The organism is Mycobacterium sp. (assembly GCF_036488105.1).
Lineage (GTDB): Bacteria > Actinomycetota > Actinomycetes > Mycobacteriales > Mycobacteriaceae > Mycobacterium.
The window spans coordinates 1-16,677 of sequence record NZ_DASXHW010000483.1 but is presented as its reverse complement, the minus strand read 5'-3'; the positions used below and the strand labels follow the sequence as shown (position 1 = coordinate 16,677).

Here is a 16,677-nt window from a genome sequence, read left to right as displayed (position 1 = left end):
TCGCCGACACCACTTTCGAATCGCCTGCGGCTGTACTCGTAGAGCGCGGCGAGCTTGTACATCGCCAGCGCCGCGTACCAATTCACCGCTGACACATCAGCGCCGGTGCGGTCGACGTATCGATCGAGCAGCTCAGCTCGTCCGGGATAGCCCGGTTCCAGAACGGCTGTGCCCATCGCGGATGTCGGCACCAGCGGATCACCCGGACCAGGGTATGACGTGAGGAAGTACCCCAGGTCGGCCAGTGGGTCCCCGATAGTGGCGAGCTCCCAGTCAAGGACTGCTGCGATGGAGCCGACCTTCATGTTGACGATCATGTTGCCGATACGGAAGTCGTTGTGAACAATTGCTACTCGCGATTCAGGCGGGAGGTGGGCATGCAGCCAGCCGTCGAGTTCGGCGAATGGCTTTGGTACCGCGCCGTCTGCAGCGATCAGCGACTGCATTCGCCGCAATTGTCGGGCGTTGAACCCATCGGGCTTCCCGAAGTCGCTGAGTCCGATCTCACGCCAAGCCACGCTGTGCAATTCGGCAAGGGTGTCCACCAGTGATTCGCCGATGCGCCTGCGTAGTCGCGGGTCATCGTCAGGTGCAGGTGTCGAGTTGGTGATCACGGCCCCATCGACGAAGTCCATCACGAACGCTGGAACGTCGAGTAGCTCGCCGGCATCTGCGGTTGCCAACACAGCGGGCGCCGGAACGAGAGTCTGGGACAACGCCGTCAGCAGCTTCGCTTCGCGCAGCACATCGTGGGCGCCGGGCGGCAGCGGGGGCGGCGGTGGTCGGCGCACTACCATCCGCGAATGTCCGTCTGACACCAGGAATGTCAGGTTCGAATGCCCGTCTCCGATGGCCTGCGCGGTGACCGTCGGGCCACACAGGCCATGGTCGGCAAGGAAAGAACCCAGCCGTAGGAGCTCGGCCTCAGACCACGACCACATCACGTTTCCTGTTCCGAAAGGTAGTCCAGGTAGCTTCCCTGCCAGTGTGTCTCGAACTGCCCCGCCCCTTGTTCGCCGTCGATGACGGCTCGGCAAGCTCCTTCGCGAATAACAGTCTGCAACCGGTCGTGGGTTGGTAACTCGATCACACCGAAGACGTCGAGCTCCAGCTCGGTTTGCGCACCGGTGACATCGGTCAAAGTCGCCTGCAGCCGACGTTGGCGCATCTGTTCGTCGTAGTCGGCGCGGTGGTCGATATAGCGGACTGGGTATGTGACTCCGTCGCGCACGACGTAGCCGGCGAACCCCCACTCGCCCTTGGCGATCCAAATCCACCCGTTGAGCGCGCGGCCCGATTCGGTGTACGCGACGAACCATTTCCAATGCTGCGGGACGCCCCAGTCGCGGACCCCCCACGAGTGATCTCGATGTCCCATTCGGTCCAACTCGATGCGCCGGCCTGCGACTTCGAGTGCTCCGTGCACCCTTCCAGTTTGCTCGATCCGGTTCACCGCAAACCACGAGGGCAGCCCGTCCGGATTGGAGTGGTAGCTGAACGCATCGTGAATACCGGTAAACGCGAAATCGATTCGCACGTCGTCACGTTGGTAGGCGAGCACACAGGACTTGCGTAACTCAGGCTGCGTGAGCGTCAGCCCGTCGAATGAGAAGTCGTCAAGATCGGAATGATCGGGCACCCGCCCCTGGTGGAGGTGCAGCGCCAGACGGCGGGCATCCGGGCCCCAGACGCAGACGTTGTAGCCGGCCTTACCGCTGCCCGTCAGGTAAAGGTAGACCTGGAGGCCAAGTTGTTCTTCCGGCATGATCAGTTCCCAGAACAGGGAGTCGCGCGTTCTCTCCCCGGCCACCGATCGGTGCCGGAGGTCGTCGGCGGGGCCGAGCCCGGTGCGCAGTTCTTCCGATGCGGTCACTGTGACTCCTCCTGCAGCTTCAATAGTGCGCTGCGGGTGGTCAGAACCTGCAGGGCTAGCGCCTGGCCGCGGGTGTCCATCTCCAGCGCGGACCTGAAGGAGTTGTTCTCGAGATTGCGGACCAGTGCGTTCTTGGAGGATCGCATACTGTCGTCGGAGTTTTCCGCGACGGTTTCGGCCAGCTCGATCGCTGCGTCGAGCGCACTGCCCGTCTCGGCGAGCCGGTCGGCCAGTCCGATGCGATGGGCTTCGACGGCTCGCACCGTCCGCCCGGTGAACGCCAGCTCCGCCGCCCGGCCCGGCCCGATCAGCCGGATCAAATTCCACGAAGTGCCTAGCTCGCCAATGGACAACCCGACCCGCACAAATCCGGCGCTAAAACTGGCCGTCTGGTCGGCGACGCGGATGTCGGCGGCCAACGCCAGTGACAAACCACCGCCGGCCGCCGGGCCACCGACCGCGGCGATCACCGGGTACGGCAGAGCGCGCAGCCCGGTGGACCCGGCGGCGGCGGTCTCAACGAGATCGGTGAACTCTGACACCGACATCCGGGTCAGGACGTCCACCTCGTCCAGATCGAAGCCGGTGCAGAACGCCTTTCCACCCGCCCCGGTGACGATCAATGCATGTAACGGGGCATGACGCAACAATGCAGTGGCCCAAGCTATTTCGCCGAACATGCCGACTGTCTGCGAGTTCGCACGGTGTGGCCGGTTCACCGACATGACAACGATGCCTGGTCGAAGTTCATCGAAGGCCAGGTTCTGGGCCGTACGCAGTTCGCCAAGCACATCGGCCAGCGGCCGCCGCGATACCCGATTCCAGTGCGATGTGGCGGTGCTCATGCTCACCGCCCGGAAAAGTTTGGTGGTCGCTTGGCCTTGAAGGCCTGCAACGCCTCGGTCATGTCGTCGCAGCGCGTCAGCAGTGCCTGGCCGCGGTTTTCCAGTTCGAGCGCCGCGGCGAAGGATGCGACTTCCATGTTCGCCTGCAATGCGCGTTTGGAGATCCGGATGCCGCCGGGAGAGTTGGCGCAGATCTGGGTTGCCATGGCCAGGGTTTCGTCGAGCAAGTCGTCGGGACCAGTCACCCGGTTGAGCAGGCCGAGCCGTTCAGCTTCTTCTGCATAGACGATACGTCCGGTGAAACCGATTTCGGCGGCCGCCGAGGGGCCGATCAGCCGAGGCAGTAGCCAGGACGCCCCCAGGTCGCCCGCGGAGAGCCCGATCCGTACGAACGCGGCGTTGAACTTCGCGGCAGGCGACCCGAGTCGGATGTCGGCCATCAGGGTCAGCGACATGCCGCCGCCGGCGGCGGGCCCATTCACCGCGGCGATCACCGGTACCGGTATTGCCCGCACGGCGCTCAGCGCGCGGGCCGCGCGCTCTTGGCGGTCAAGCATGCCCAAGGCCGACAACGAGGCCAGTTCCTCGGCTTCGTCCAGGTCGTAGCCCGCGCAGAATGCCCTACCGGCTCCGGTCAGGATCACGACGCGGACGTCACGGTCGTCCGCGATCGCGCGCGCGACCGACTCGAGTTCGTCGAACATGGTTACTGTCATAGCGTTGAGCCGCTCGGGCCGGTTCAACGTCAGTTGGAGTACAGCGTCCGCGGGTGACTCGAGAAGCAATGTCTGATAACGCCGTTTGAGATCGATCATCGGAAGTTCCTTTGAATCAGACGAATTCGGGGGCGCGTTTGTCGATGAACGCCCGAATGCCCTCGGCTGCCTCGCCCTGTTCGAACAGCTCTTGGACCTGTTCGGCCTCGTGGCGCAGACCTTCGGCCAGCGGCCGGTCATACGCCGCGGCCACCGTGCGGACGACCGCACGCTGCGCGGGTGATGAGGCGCCAGTCAACGCAACGGCCAGCTGCCATGCCGTTGCCCTGGCGGTGGTGTCCGGTTCAGCAAGACGGTCTATCAGCCCGATCCAGAACGCCTCGTCCGCCTCCACCTCGCGTCCGGTGAGCATGATGTCCAACGCTCGGCCCCGTCCGATTAGACGGGGCAGGCGCTGCGTCCCCCCGGCGCCCGGAATGAGGCCGAGTTTGACTTCGGGCAAACCAAACCGCGCCCCCGCAGCGCCGACACGCAGCGTGCACGCCATCGCTAGCTCCAGACCGCCACCCAGGGCTAGCCCGTCGACGGCAGCCACCGACACCGCGGGGTGGGCTGCCAGACGCTCGACGGCGCCGCGGAGAGCGTCCCCATATGCAGCGAACGATGCCGCGTCCACGGACGACATGTGTTTGATGTCGGCACCGGCAGCGAAGAAGCCAGGCACCGCCGAGGACACCACAATGACCTTGGCGGGCAAGGCATCAGCGGCATCGAGCGCTTTATGCAACCCGTCGATGATTGGCAGGCCCAACGCGTTGGCTGGCGGCCGGTTGAGTATGATCTCGATCACCGAGCCCGTGATGCGCAGGCTTACCGGTGAACCGTTTTCGGACAGCATCATTGATCTATCTCCTTGATTTTTTGCGTAGCGGTTTGACCGCTACGCCATGGTGAGTCCACCGCTGACGGACAGCGTCTGGCCGGTGATGTACTCGGCGGCATCGGAGGCGAAGAAGGCGACGGCGGCGGCGATATCCGACGGCTGAGCGAGCCGTTTCATCGGCACGGAGCGGGTCATCCCACCGATCACCTTGTCGGCTTCCTGGCCAGAGCTGTCGGCGAACTTGCGCAGCGCCGGCGTGTCGGTGGGGCCGGGGCAGACGGTGTTCGCGGTCACCCCTTTGGTCGCCACTTCGCGGGCCAGGGTTTTGGTAAACGCGATGATGCCGCCCTTAGCGCCGGAGTAGACCGATTCCAGCGAGGACCCGACGCGGCCGGCGTCCGAACCGATGTTGATCACCCGGCCGAACCCGCGTTCCACCATGCCGGGCACGACGGCGTGGATGACGCGCAGTGCGCCCTTGAAGTTGATGTCAAGGATCTTGTCCCAGAAGTCCTCGGAAGTTTTCAAGAACGGCATGAAGTCGTCCCAGCCGGCGTTGTTGACCACGATCTCGATGTCCCCGAGTTCGGCGGCGACGGTCTTGACCGCGCCGCGTACCGAGTCGGTGTCGGTCACATCGACGTGAACCGCGATGGCTTCGCCGCCGGACTCGGCAATGCGCTTTGCGGTGGCTTCGGCCGCCTCCAGGTTGAGGTCGGCGACAGCGACCCGGAACCCGTTGGCGCCCAGTGTTTCAGAAATGCCTTGGCCGATGCCTTGGGCTCCGCCGGTGACGAATGCGACGCGGTTGGTCATGATCTGCTCTCTCCTTTGAGTAATGGACTGCTTAGCGGCAGGACTTAACGCCTGGGTTGGGTGCCCAGTCGATCGGCCCGGCGACGATGGAGTGGCTGGTCAGTTTGCGGCCGAGCACGCTCTGAGCGGCGCGGGCCGCGTTGATGATGGCCGGCAGCGATACCCCGGTGGACACGTCCATCTCCTGGAACATGCTGATCAGATCCTCCGAGGCGATGTTTCCGGTCGAACCAGCCGGCACCGGGCAGCCGCCGAGTTCGCCGAAGCTCGATTCGAAGCTGGTGCACCCGGCCTGCAGCGCGGCGTAAGCATTGGCCAGTCCCTGGCCACGGGTGTTGTGGAAGTGGGCGGTGACCTCGACACCGGGCAGCCGTTCGATAGCGGCAGCGAAGAACTCACCGACATAGGCGGGATTGGCCATCCCGGTGGTGTCGCCGAACCCGACCTCGCTGGCGCCCGCAGCAGCGAACTGCTCGGCGATGTCGAGCACTCGCTTCATCGGCACCTTGCCCTCAAACGGACAACCGTACGAGGTCGCGATGACGGCGGCGCACCGCAGATCCTCGGCGACGATGCGCTTAGCGATGACTTCATTGTCGGTCATCGACTCGGCGATGCTTCGGTTCACGTTCTTCTTGTTATGTGTCTCCGAGGCGCTGACGAAGATTGCCACCTCGGAGAACGTCTCGCGCACCTTGAGTGCGTTGTCGAGTCCTTTGCTGTTGGGCACCAATACCATCAGCGACACGTAGTCGGGCACATCGATGCCGCGCAGCACCTCGACGCCGTCGGACAGCTGGGGGATGACGTCTGGTCGCACAAAACTGGCAACCTCGATGCGGCGCAGCCCGGTCCGAGCCAGCTGGTTGATCAGATCGATTTTGTCGGCGGTGGCGATGGTCTCGGGTTCATTCTGAAAGCCGTCGCGCGGGCCTACCTCGCGGATGTCGACGTGCGCGGGCAATCTATTCACAATGTGCTCCTTTCGCGGTCAAGCTGGTCGCGGAATTCGGGGGCGGCGATCGCGGTGAGCCTGCGTCCTCGTTCAGCGAGGCTGCACCCGCGCAAATGCGCGACGCCGTATTCGGTGACGACGGTGTCGACGTCGGAGCGCGTGGTGGTGACGACACCGCCGTCGAGCGCGGGCTTGATCGTCGAGGTGCCGCGCGAGGTCGCCCGCAGCGCGATGATGGATCGCTTGCCGGTCAACGCGGCGGCCCTGGCGAAATCCACCTGACCGCCGACGGCACCGATATAAACGCCGCGGCTTACCTCGGCGCCGACCTGGCCGGTGAGATCGACCTCGACGGCGAAGTTGACCGAGACCAGCGAACGCAGCTGCGAAAGCACCTGCGGTGCATGGGTATAACTGGTTGGCAGGAAACGCACCGGCAGGTCGCCGGCGCGCTTATACAATTCTGCCGAGCCCAGCGCGGTCCCCACGACAGCCAGGCCGGTGTCGATCTCCTTGAGCTTGCCGGTGACCACGCCTTTGTCGATCAATCGGAGCAGGCCATCGGTGATCATCCCGGTGTGGATGCCCAAATCCTGATGGCAAGCCAGGGCGTCGAGCACGGCCGAACCCAGCGATCCGACCCCGAGTTGAACGGTGTCGCCGTCGTCGATGAGCTCAGCGATCCGGGCGGCGAGAACCCGGTCGGCCTCGCTGGGCGCCCGCAGTACGTCCTCGGGCAGCGCCCGGTCAGTGGCGATGGTGGCTGCGAAGCGATCGAGTGGTATCGGCGTGGTTCCCAGGGTGGCCGGCATCTGAGCGTTGATCTCAGCGATCAGTGTCGGCGTGTGCGGAATGGCGTCGGCGACATAGTCGACACCGACGCCCAGTGAGCACATCCCGTCGGCGTCGGGTGGTGACACCTGCACCAAGCCGACATCGCACGGCAGACGGCGTTCCGCGAACATTCGCGGCAGCGCCGAGTAGTGGCAGGGCACCACCTCGAGTCGCCCCGATTTGCTGAGTTCACGAAGTTCACCAAGCCCGCCGTAGGAGACCATCGACAGAGCGTCGGGCATGCTGACAGCGAGTTGGTCATTCCAGCTCAGCCCGGTGAAAACTCGTAACGGGCCGATCTGGTCGGTCTGCTCGATCAGCGCGTCGACCAGGGGCCGCGGCTCGGCGGCGGCCTGCCCCCACCAGACGCCGGCGCCAGCCGTCACGTAGTCGCCGAGATTGATCACGTCGGTACCCGTTGGATCAAGGTTCCTGTCCCCAGGCCCCCGCCGCAGCACATGGTCACCAGCCCGAGGTCGGCGTCGCGGCGTTCGAGCTCAGGGATCAGGGTGGCGATCAACCTGGCCCCGGTCGCTCCGACGGCGTGGCCCAGCGCGATCGCACCACCATTGACGTTGACGCGGTCGACGTCGGGACGCAGCTCGCGCTGCCAGGCCAGCACTACCGAAGAGAACGCCTCGTTGACCTCGAATAGGTCGATGTCGTCGATGCTGAGATTGTTGCGCTGCAACAACTTCCGGGTTGCCGGAATGGGCCCGGTAAGCATGATGATCGGATCGACACCGACGGTGGTTTGGTCGATGATGCGGGCGCGCGGTCGCAGCCCCAGCCGCTGCGCCGCGTCACCGGAGCACAGCAAAACGGCGGCTGCGCCGTCGCTGATGGGTGATGACGATCCGGCGGTGATTCGTCCGCCTTCCTTGCGGAACACCGCTTTGAGGTTGGCCAGGCTTTCCACGGTGGTTTCCGGGCGTACGCACTGGTCGGAGTGGCGGATTTGGCCGTCGAGGGTCATTGGCGCCATTTCGCCGACGAATCGACCGTCGGCGATGGCCTTGCTCGCGTTGTGGTGTGACCGCGCCGCGAAGACATCCATCTCCTCACGGCTCAGTTCCCAGCGGTCGGCGATCAGCTCGGCGCTTTCGCCTTGGTGCACAAAGGCGTATCGGTCGCGCAGCTCGGCCGGCCAGGGGTCGCCGTACAACTCGGAGATCTTGATGGGGGAGTCGATCGGGACATGGCCCATGTGCTCCACGCCGCCGGCAATGATGATGTCGTGCGTGCCCGACGCCACCAGCGCGGCAGCCATTTCCACTGCGGTTTGCGCTGAACCGCAACGCCGGTCGAGTGTGGTGGCCGGCACTTCGGGCGGATACCCCGCTTGCAACCAGGCGTTGCGAGCAATGTTGCGCGATTGTTCGCCGAACGGGGCGGTGCAGCCGATCACGAGGTCTTCGACCTCTGCGGGCTGGATTTTCGAACGTTTGATCAGCTCGGTGTAACAGGCCGCCAGCATCGCGTTGGGGTGGACGTCGCGATACCACCCCCGCTCCGGATGCGATTTGCCTACCGGGGTGCGCACCGCTTCGGCGATGTAGACCTCGCGGCCCGTCGAGGCGAACGGCCCAGTCACGTTGTGGGGCATCAGATTACCGTCCCGCCGTCGACCGGCAGCACCTGGCCGGTGATGTAGGACGCGGCGTCAGAGGCCAGGAAGACGAACGTTGGTGCTATCTCGTCCGGGAAGGCCCACCGCCCCAGTGGGATTCGAGCCAGCGTCTTCGCTGCCAGCTTTTCGTTGTTGCGGATGTTGGCTGTCATGGCCGTCGCAGCCAGCGGCGCGACGGCGTTAACGGTGATGGATCGGCGCGCGAGCTCGCGGGCCAGCGATTTCGTCAGGCCGACGATGCCCGCCTTGGCGGCCCCGTAATTGGCTTGGCCGATTGTTCCGGTGAGGCCGGCCGCCGAGGTGACGTTGATGATGCGCCCGGTTCCATCGGCACGGATGTGGTGCAATGCGGCCTGGCTGCAGACGAAGCTGCCTACTAGATGGATGTCGATGATACGACGGAACTTCTCCTCGGAAAGGTCGGCGAACATCGCGGGTGCGACGGCGCCGGCGTTGTTGACCAGAATGTTTAATGTGCCGCCGCCGAGTTCGGCTGCTGCTCCAGCGGCTTCTTTTGCCGCTGCCGAGTCGCGCACGTCAAGGACAAACGGCTGTGCGGTGCCGCCCGCGGCGCTGATCGATTCCGCTGTGGCAACGGCGGCGTCCTTGTCGACGTCGGTTGCCAGAACAGCGGCGCCGGCGGCCGCGAAGGCCCGGGCGATCGCTTCGCCGAGTCCGCTGCCCGCACCGGTGACCAGCGCTGAGCGCCCGTCGAGCCGAAATACATCACGTTGCTGCTGCTGTTGCGCCATCAGTAGCTCCTCGGCAGGCCCAGCACGTGCTCACCTAGGTAGTTGAGCACCATCTCCTGGCTGATCGGGGCGATGCGGGTCAGCCGCGCCTCGCGGAAATACCGCGCGACGTGGTACTCCTCGGAGTACCCCATGCCGCCGTGTGTCTGCAGGGCGCGGTCGGCAGCGGTGAACGCTGCATCGGCGCACAGGTACTTGGCCGTATTGGCTTCGCGTGCACAGGGTTTGCCGTTGTCGTAGAGCCAGGTTGCCTTGCGTAGCACCAGTTCGGCGGCGTCGAGTCGGGCCAGTGAGTCGGCCAGCGGGAACTGCAGCCCCTGATTCATTCCGATCGGGCGGCCGAACACCTCCCGTTCGTTGCCGTAGCGCACCGCGGCTCGGAGCGCGGCGCGCCCCATGCCCAGCGCTTCGGCGGCGATGAGGCAGCGTTCGGGGTTCAGGCCGTCGAGGATGTAACGGAAACCTTGGCCCTCTTCGCCGACACGATCCTCGACGGGAATCTCGAGGCCATCAATGAATAACTCATTGGAGGACACCGCGTTTCGACCCATCTTAGGAATTGGGCGAATCTCGACCTTGCTGCGATCGAGGTCGGTCAAAAACAACGTCATACCATCCGTTTTGCGCTTCGCGTCCTCGAACTTGGTGGTGCGAGTCAGCAACAGCACCTTCTCGGACTCCAGCGCCTTGGAGATCCACACCTTGCGCCCGTTGACGACGTAGTGATCGTCCTCGCGGCGCGCGAACGTGGTGATCTTTGTGGTATCCAGTCCCGCCCCGGGTTCGGTGACGCCGAAACATACATGCAGATCACCTGTCACGATTCGGGGCAGGGTGCGCGATTTGAGCTCCTCGGATCCATGCACGATCACCGGATGCATGCCGAATATCGACATGTGCATGGAGCTTGCGCCGTTCATTCCCGCACCACTGGCCGCGACTTCCTCCAGGAGAATGGACGCCTCGGTGATGCCGAATCCATGGCCGCCGTATTCCTCCGGCGTGGTGATGCCGAGCCAGCCGCCTTCCGCGAACGCGTCGTAAAACTCGGTCGGGAACTCGTGCTGTTGGTCCTTGGTCATCCAGTAGTGGTCGTCGAACTTCCCTGCAAGTTCAGCGACCGCAGCGCGGATCGTCTGCTGGTCATCGCTCAGCTGGAAATCCACGACGCTCTCCACTCGGATTGGGTGTTCGATCTAAGGACTAATCATACTAATGGACAGACCAAAAGGAAAGGCCGGATGTTCAGGCGCTCGTCACCCACGATGGTCACGCCGTGGTTGGCAACAACGGCAGTACGTCCGCGATGCGCTCGTTCCACGCGGCCGGTGTGCCGAACAGCACGCGGTCGAGCTTGGCGCGCTTGTAAAAGAGGTGCAGGTCATGCTCCCAGGTGTAGCCAATGGCGCCGTGGAGCGTCAGTGCGCTATCGGCGAGCGCAGCGCAGCCGCCGGTGACTTGCGCCTTGGCGACCGCGGCATGGGTCGCACGGTCAGGCAAACCTTCCTCAGCCGATTCTGCCGCGTAGCAGACAATGGAGAGCGAGGACTCTACGGTGACCAACATCTGTGCGGCGGCGTGTTTGACCGCCTGGAATGCGCCGATCGGCTGGCCGAACTGCTCTCGCTGCTTGCTGTAGTCGACAGCGAGTTGGAGCATCCGTTCCGATGCGCCCAATGCATCGGCGGCCGTCAGAACCGCTGCCCGGGTGGCGATTTCACCGATGACCGCGGTCGCGTCGGCGTCGAGCCGCCGTGCCGGTACGTCGTCGAGGGTGACATCAGCGGCGTCTCTCGAGCGGTCCAGCAACGAGCGGGGGTGAAGCCCTACCCTGCGGTCAGCGGCATCCACGAGCCACAGTGACAGCTTTCCTTCATCGGCTACGGGAACCACAAATCGTGCCGCCCGGATGGCGGCCAGTACGCAAGGTATGCGTCCGTGCAGCCGGTCAGCCCGACTCTCCACCGAGGACCACGCCGCCGGTATGCGATCGGCCCGTACCGCCAACGCGGTCAACTGACCAGACTCGTTTGCCGCACGTACCAGCGCCGGCTCGTCGGCTAGCGCGGGGACAACAATCGCCGACTGCAACCAGCTGGCTGACGGCGCCGCCACCCGCCCAAGTTCTCGGGCGGTAAGTGCGAGTTCCAGTAAGCCACCGCCCTGGCCGCCGAGTTCCTCGTCGAAGCCAACCCCGGCCCAACCCTCACCGGCTAAAAGCCGCTCGAAGCTGGAAGGGTCGCCGGCATCCAACCAGCCGCGCACCGCGGCTGGCTTGGCACGTTGGCCTAACCACTCGCGCAGGGAGGTGGTGAACAGCTCCTGCTCTTCGGAAAGCTCCCATCGCATCGGCTTTTCTCCTGCCAACCTCGTCCAAGTTTTACTAAATGGTCCTTAGGTCAGACCATAAACCATGAGGGCCTGGAGATGGAAGCGACGGATCCTGCGGCGACCCGCTCGCGATTCGAGTCGCTGCGAAGCAACCTTGTGATCACTCATGTAGGCACCCCTTGTCGTCGGATCGGGTGGTGTATTCATTTGACGCGTGGATTGCTCCGCTGGACAGGAAATCTGCGGGAGATGACCCGAGTTGGAGACCAAAAGGTGCTCGTCGGGGGGAAGCCTCGCTCGGCTGAGTCGGCGACGATGGCGACCTCTGTGAGGGGGCACGCAATATGACGCCAACGACGCCAAATTTCAGTACCGACAGCATCGGCGAGTGCACGGTCGTTTCGCCTTTGCGGAACGCGCATTTCATGGACACATCGAAACGGCTGTTGTTCCGCGCGGACATTGACGAACTGCGCGCGCAGATCGAAGCAGGCGTGGATCCGGCCGCCTTCGAGCTAGCTGGGCCGCGAGAACGGATTTACTTCAACCCCGGCGAACTGCGGTGCGGAATTGTCACGTGTGGTGGCCTGTGTCCCGGCTTGAACGACGTCATCCGGTCGATCGTCTTTTGCCTTCAGGGAAAGTACGGTGTAACCGCGATTTACGGCTTCCGGTTCGGTTACGCGGGTCTAGCCGAGCCAGACGCTTTGAAACCGATCGAGCTGACCACGCGCCGTGTCGGTCAGATTAATGAGGTCGGCGGTAGTGTCCTGGGTTCGTCCCGCGGTCCGCAACCGGTCGATGAAATGGTCGACACTCTGGAGCGACTTGGGATCCAACTGCTGTTCACCGTCGGAGGCGATGGAACGCTCCGCGGGGCGCATTTGATCGTCGAGGAGATTCGGCGCCGAAAGCTTGATATCGCGGTCGTTGGTGTACCGAAGACTATCGACAACGACATCTCCTATATCGACCAGTCTTTCGGATTCGACACTGCGGTCGAGGCGGCGCGCCAGGCAACGCGCGCGGCGTTTGTCGAGGCGTCGTGCCACCGAGCCGGCATCGGTCTGGTGAAGTTGATGGGTCGCGACGCCGGGTTCATCGCCAGCTTCGCGACGCTCGCCGATACCCAAGTCGGTTTATGCCTGATCCCCGAGATTGCGTTTAACGTCGCTGGAGTCATCGATGCGGCGTGGCAGCGGATCCAGAGGGATGGTTATGCGGTGATCGTCGTGGCCGAGGGGGCCGGCCAGAATCTGCTCGGTGAGACAGCGGAGTTTGATGCGTCAGGGAATCGTCGCCATAGTGATATCGGGGTGTACCTCAAAGAGGTTATCCCAGAAGAGTTTCAGGCTCGGGGAACCTCGATAAGTCTCAAATACATCGACCCCAGCTACATGATCCGCAGTCTGCCTGCGAATGCTCGGGATGCCAACTTCTGTCTTCGGTTGGGTCACGCGGCTGTTCACGCCGGCATGGCCGGCAAGACCGACATCGTGATCGGTTCTTGGCGACGCCGGCTGACCCATGTCCCAATCCCGATGGCGGTCGCTTCCCGGAAACAGGTCGACACCAATGGCTACCTCTGGCAGACAGTGCTGTCGGTGACTGGCCAGCCCGATGACCTAGCCTCCGAACTTACCGTTTGACCCAGTCGGTTCGGTTCTCTGCGGTATGCCCTGAGGAGGCAGGCCAAAGGTGCCCCGTTGGGGGGAAGCTCGCGCCGGCCGAATCGGCGAGGATGGCGACGTCTGAGTTCGCGCAGCTGACGCGTGCTACGAGAGGCGGTCATCGTGGCGGTAGTGAAAGCGTGGCCGACGTGACACCGACCCAACGTCAACCCCACGTCGTGGTCCTCGGCGGAGGCTCGTGGGGCACGACCATCGCCTCCATCTGCGCACGCCGCGGACCCACCTTGCAATGGGTGCGCTCGGAGGAGACCGCGAAAGACATCAACGACTACCACCGCAATAGTCGCTATCTCGGCAATGACGTCGCATTGAGCGATACGCTGCGCGCCACCACCGATTTCGCAGAGGCGGCCGATTGCGCCGACGTTGTTGTGATGGGGGTGCCCTCGCACGGGTTCCGCAACGTGCTCACCGAGCTGGCCAGCCAGCTTCGCCCATGGGTGCCGGTGGTGTCTCTGGTCAAGGGCCTCGAACAGGGCACTAACATGCGGATGAGCCAGATTGTGGACGAAGTTTTGCCCGGGCACCCAGCCGGTATTCTCGCCGGTCCCAATATCGCCGGCGAAGTGGCCGAGGGCTATGCGGCCGCGGCCGTGTTGGCGATGTCGGACCAGAATCTTGCCGCGAATCTTGCCGGGTTGTTTCGCACCAAGCGATTTCGGACTTACACCACCGACGATGTGATTGGCGTCGAGATGGCGGGCGCGCTGAAGAATGTCTACGCGATCGCTGTAGGTATGGGCTACTCGGTGGGCATTGGCGAAAACACCCGCGCCATGGTGATGACCCGTGCGGTGCGCGAGATGTCCAAGCTCGGCGAGGCGGCGGGTGGTTACCGCGACACCTTCGCCGGGCTGGCCGGTATGGGCGATCTCATCGTCACATGCACCAGCCAGCGCAGCCGCAACCGGCATGTCGGCGAGGAACTCGGTGCAGGCAAGCCTATCGACGAAATCATCGCGTCGATGAATCAGGTCGCTGAGGGAGTCAAAGCCGTCAGCGTAGTGATGGGATTCGCCGATTCGTATGGCATTGCCATGCCGATCGCTCGTGAAGTCGACGGCGTGATCAATCATGGCGCTACCCCCGACGACGCATACCGCGGGCTCGCGACGGAAACCCCCGGTCACGAGGTTCACGGGGCCGGCTTCTAGCGATCGCATTCCGTGCGCAGGGCGGCGGGCTCTAATGAATGTCCCCGAACGGGGTAGCGAATTCCGCTCTTTCGGGTGAAGCCTGCCGCGGTGGCGTCGGCGACGATTGGTGAGAAGCCCGTTGGTTCCGGGTCGCTGATGTGTGTCCCTGCACATTGTGAATTGAGGAGCAAGTCCAATGGCAATACATGCCGAATCCGCCGCTGCCGCGCGCGACTTATCGCCGTACCGCACCGACTACACGTCGTGGAAGATTCTGGCGTGGACGGGTCCTGTGTTTCTGTTCGCGGTCTTCGTGCTCTGGGGGATTGTTGCGCACAACATGCCGCCATTCCCGCCCAGCGCGACGCCGGAACAGGTCAAGGCGCACTTCCACGATTTCCGGCTTCCGCTGCTGATTGCGTTGAGCATCTGCGTCACGATGACCGCTTTCTACATGTCATTTAGCGTGGCAGTCGCTCGCGTGATGGAACGTGTGGAGGGTCCCAACGGCTTGTTGTCCAAGCTGGAGATGATGGGTGGAACGATCACCTGTGCGCCTGTGATGGTGACTCTGGCGATTTGGCTGACCGCCGCACACGAGGTCGACAACCTCACTCCCGGCATCATGCACATGCTCTATTGGATGGGCTGGCTGCTTTTCGACTTGGCCTACTTTGTCACCTCGCTGCAGATCGCCGCAATCAGCATCGTGTTCATGCGGGACAGGCGCGAGAAGAAGCTGGTCGGGCAATTCGTCATCTGGTGGGGTTGGGTCACCTTTGCATCGTTCTTCGCAGTCAGTGCGATCCCGTTCGTCACAACCGGCCCGCTGGCCTTCAACGGCGTGATCAGCTTCTGGATCGCGTTCTTCACCTGGTTCATCTGGATCCCGTCGCTGTCGTACTACATCATTCGAGCTGTCGACCGCATCAAGGCCGAAGACGAGGCCGCGGGGCGTGTCAACGAGTAGTGACACGGAGGTCGTTACCACCGATGATCGCGTGACACCCAGACGCCTTCCCGGTGTGGACGGCGTCTGGGTTGCGATCGGCGCCGACTCGGTCATCTTCGCGATCCTGTTCGCCAGCTTCATGCAGGCTCGGCTGCACAATCCAGCCGTCTTCGAGGCTTCGCGTCATACCCTCAACATGAATCTGGGTGGCATCGACACACTGGTTCTGTTGACCAGTTCCTGGTCGGTGGCACTCGCAATTCAAGCCCTCAAACGGGACCTCATCGACCGAGTGCCTCGCTACCTGCTCGGCGGGGCGCTCACCGGTCTGATGTTCATGGTGTCCAAGTCGATCGAGTACTTCGAGAAGTTCGCTCAAGGCATCCGGCCGGCCACCAACGACTTCTACATGTGGTATTTCACCCTGACCGGGATCCATCTATTGCATGTCGTGTTCGGCACCAGCCTTCTTAGCTACCTTTGGGTTCGCTCCCGGCGCCGCGCCTACAACAGCTTGCAACGGGTCGTGCCGGAATGCGTCGCTTCCTACTGGCACCTGGTGGACCTGTTGTGGATTGTCATTTTCCCGTTGCTCTACTTGCAGAAGGCAGCTTGATGTCGGTGTTGCGTGAGCGGGTTACCATGGTCTGGCTGGGCCTCATGGTGCTGACTTGCGTTACCACATGGGGACTTTCAAAAGATCTGTTCATCCCCGCTGTTGGGGTTGTCGGTATTTTCTCGATTGCTGCGATCAAGGTCAGCTACGTGATGCTGGACTTCATGGAGTTGCGCGACGCACCGATCCCGGTACGTGTTGCCTTCCAAGCTTGGCCCGTGGCGGTGGCGGCGATGATCCTGGGCTTCTGGTTCGCCACCCCGTCCCTCACGTGAGTCATGCCCCCAGTAGGAGAGCAAACTGTGCTCTTTCGGGGGAAGCGGCTAATGATCGGGATCGGCGATGCTAGCAAGGTCTTACTAGCAAACGAGACGCCCACGCGGGACGACACCGGAATAGCAGTTAAGTCCGCCGCTGAGGTTGTTTCACCGAATAACAGCTGTCGCGATAGGCATTTCGGATGGGTATCGGTATTCAGGTTGAGGGACTGACGAAGTCCTTTGGGGCCCAGCGAATCTGGGAAGACGTCACGTTGGAGGTCCCGGAGGGCGAGGTCAGCGTTCTGCTGGGCCCGTCGGGTACGGGTAAGTCGGTGTTTTTGAAGTCGCTGATCGGCCTGTTGCGCCCGGAGCGCGGTTCGATCCTGG

General features: G+C 63.3%; 18 protein-coding genes. 6 read left to right on the top strand and 12 right to left on the bottom strand.

The genetic code is table 11. The annotated features are described in order from the left end of the window. From VGH54_RS25295 to VGH54_RS25240, 12 genes are all read right to left on the bottom strand, one after another. The coding region (locus VGH54_RS25295) for a phosphotransferase family protein (RefSeq protein ID WP_331514877.1) at positions 1-941 on the bottom strand (941 nt) is incomplete at its 3' end. Next, on the bottom strand, positions 941-1,873 hold the full coding sequence (locus VGH54_RS25290; RefSeq protein ID WP_331514876.1) for a DUF7064 domain-containing protein: 933 nt from the start codon (positions 1,871-1,873) through the stop codon (positions 941-943). The genes VGH54_RS25295 and VGH54_RS25290, both read right to left, overlap by 1 nt. Further along, complete coding sequence (locus VGH54_RS25285) at positions 1,870-2,718, bottom strand: enoyl-CoA hydratase/isomerase family protein (RefSeq protein ID WP_331514875.1); 849 nt, start codon at positions 2,716-2,718, stop codon at positions 1,870-1,872. Before VGH54_RS25285 ends, VGH54_RS25290 begins: the two co-directional genes overlap by 4 nt. A 2-nt stretch (positions 2,719-2,720) precedes the next feature. After that, positions 2,721-3,533 carry an enoyl-CoA hydratase/isomerase family protein gene (locus tag VGH54_RS25280; RefSeq protein WP_331514874.1) on the bottom strand — a complete coding sequence of 271 codons (813 nt, stop codon included), beginning with the start codon at positions 3,531-3,533 and terminating at the stop codon, positions 2,721-2,723. A gap of 16 nt (positions 3,534-3,549) precedes the next feature. After that, positions 3,550-4,329, bottom strand: a complete 780-nt coding sequence (locus tag VGH54_RS25275) for an enoyl-CoA hydratase-related protein (protein ID WP_414688798.1) — start codon at positions 4,327-4,329, stop codon at positions 3,550-3,552. A gap of 45 nt (positions 4,330-4,374) precedes the next feature. Then, positions 4,375-5,133 carry a glucose 1-dehydrogenase gene (locus VGH54_RS25270; protein WP_331514872.1) on the bottom strand — a complete coding sequence of 253 codons (759 nt, stop codon included), beginning with the start codon at positions 5,131-5,133 and terminating at the stop codon, positions 4,375-4,377. A gap of 31 nt (positions 5,134-5,164) precedes the next feature. Further along, positions 5,165-6,106, bottom strand: coding sequence for a hydroxymethylglutaryl-CoA lyase (locus VGH54_RS25265; RefSeq protein WP_331514871.1), 942 nt, complete (start codon positions 6,104-6,106; stop codon positions 5,165-5,167). After that, positions 6,103-7,329 carry an acetyl-CoA hydrolase/transferase family protein gene (locus VGH54_RS25260; RefSeq protein WP_331514870.1) on the bottom strand — a complete coding sequence of 409 codons (1,227 nt, stop codon included), beginning with the start codon at positions 7,327-7,329 and terminating at the stop codon, positions 6,103-6,105. The genes VGH54_RS25265 and VGH54_RS25260 overlap by 4 nt, the downstream gene beginning before the upstream one ends. Next, positions 7,326-8,528 (bottom strand): thiolase family protein, encoded by a 1,203-nt coding sequence (locus VGH54_RS25255; protein ID WP_331514869.1) that lies wholly within the window; start codon positions 8,526-8,528, stop codon positions 7,326-7,328. Before VGH54_RS25255 ends, VGH54_RS25260 begins: the two co-directional genes overlap by 4 nt. Then, complete coding sequence (locus VGH54_RS25250; RefSeq protein WP_331514868.1) at positions 8,528-9,304, bottom strand: SDR family NAD(P)-dependent oxidoreductase; 777 nt, start codon at positions 9,302-9,304, stop codon at positions 8,528-8,530. The genes VGH54_RS25255 and VGH54_RS25250 overlap by 1 nt, the downstream gene beginning before the upstream one ends. Then, positions 9,304-10,470, bottom strand: coding sequence for an acyl-CoA dehydrogenase family protein (locus VGH54_RS25245; protein ID WP_331514867.1), 1,167 nt, complete (start codon positions 10,468-10,470; stop codon positions 9,304-9,306). Before VGH54_RS25245 ends, VGH54_RS25250 begins: the two co-directional genes overlap by 1 nt. Before the next feature lie 103 nt (positions 10,471-10,573). Then, the gene (locus VGH54_RS25240) at positions 10,574-11,653 is read right to left on the bottom strand and encodes an acyl-CoA dehydrogenase (RefSeq protein WP_331514866.1); all 1,080 of its coding nucleotides are present in this window, start codon (positions 11,651-11,653) and stop codon (positions 10,574-10,576) included. 326 nt (positions 11,654-11,979) lie between these two features. Between VGH54_RS25240 and VGH54_RS25235 the strand changes: the two genes are divergently transcribed. From VGH54_RS25235 to VGH54_RS25210, 6 genes are all read left to right on the top strand, one after another. Beyond that, entirely contained in the window at positions 11,980-13,284 is a 1,305-nt protein-coding gene (locus VGH54_RS25235; RefSeq protein ID WP_331514865.1) for an ATP-dependent 6-phosphofructokinase, read from the top strand. A gap of 170 nt (positions 13,285-13,454) precedes the next feature. After that, on the top strand, positions 13,455-14,480 hold the full coding sequence (locus tag VGH54_RS25230) for an NAD(P)H-dependent glycerol-3-phosphate dehydrogenase (RefSeq protein WP_331514864.1): 1,026 nt from the start codon (positions 13,455-13,457) through the stop codon (positions 14,478-14,480). Positions 14,481-14,658: 178 nt separating this feature from the next. Further along, a complete protein-coding gene (locus VGH54_RS25225) occupies positions 14,659-15,432 on the top strand; it encodes a hypothetical protein (protein WP_331514863.1) in 774 nt (257 codons plus the stop codon). A 31-nt stretch (positions 15,433-15,463) separates the two neighbouring features. Continuing rightward, the gene (locus VGH54_RS25220) at positions 15,464-16,030 is read left to right on the top strand and encodes a cytochrome c oxidase subunit 3 (protein WP_331514862.1); all 567 of its coding nucleotides are present in this window, start codon (positions 15,464-15,466) and stop codon (positions 16,028-16,030) included. Further along, complete coding sequence (locus VGH54_RS25215; protein ID WP_331514861.1) at positions 16,030-16,305, top strand: cytochrome C oxidase subunit IV family protein; 276 nt, start codon at positions 16,030-16,032, stop codon at positions 16,303-16,305. The genes VGH54_RS25220 and VGH54_RS25215 overlap by 1 nt, the downstream gene beginning before the upstream one ends. Before the next feature lie 185 nt (positions 16,306-16,490). Beyond that, positions 16,491-16,677, top strand: a 187-nt coding sequence (locus VGH54_RS25210) for an ATP-binding cassette domain-containing protein (RefSeq protein ID WP_331514860.1), incomplete at its 3' end; no start/stop codon positions are given.